The organism is Streptococcus sp. HMSC066F01, assembly GCF_001837335.1.
In the GTDB taxonomy this organism is placed as follows: Bacteria; Bacillota; Bacilli; order Lactobacillales; family Streptococcaceae; genus Streptococcus; species Streptococcus oralis_S.
Map to the genome: position 1 here is coordinate 1 of NZ_KV832088.1, position 241 is coordinate 241.

The following is a 241-nucleotide window of genomic DNA, read 5'->3' on the forward strand; positions in this document are numbered from 1 at the left end:
GAAGGTCTTAAAGGTCAAACTCAGACTGGTAAACCAAACTTTACAGGTGATGTCGAGCTGACAGTTCCACCAACCTTTGAAGATGGAACAACTGAAAAAGTCGTTCCAGGTGAAGGAACTTATGTAATCTCACCAGATGGCACCGTCACCTTTACCCCTGAGGCAGACTTTGTAGGACAAGCCAAAGGTGTGAAAGTGATCCGTAAAGATCGCAATGGAAATATCATTTCAGGATTCTATA

At 43.2% G+C, this 241-nt stretch carries 1 protein-coding gene; it reads left to right on the forward strand.

Going from position 1 to position 241, the window contains the following annotated elements; translation table 11 throughout:
• Positions 1-241 (forward strand): Ig-like domain-containing protein (locus tag HMPREF2655_RS02935; protein ID WP_257367809.1); only part of this gene is annotated, 241 nt, incomplete at both ends.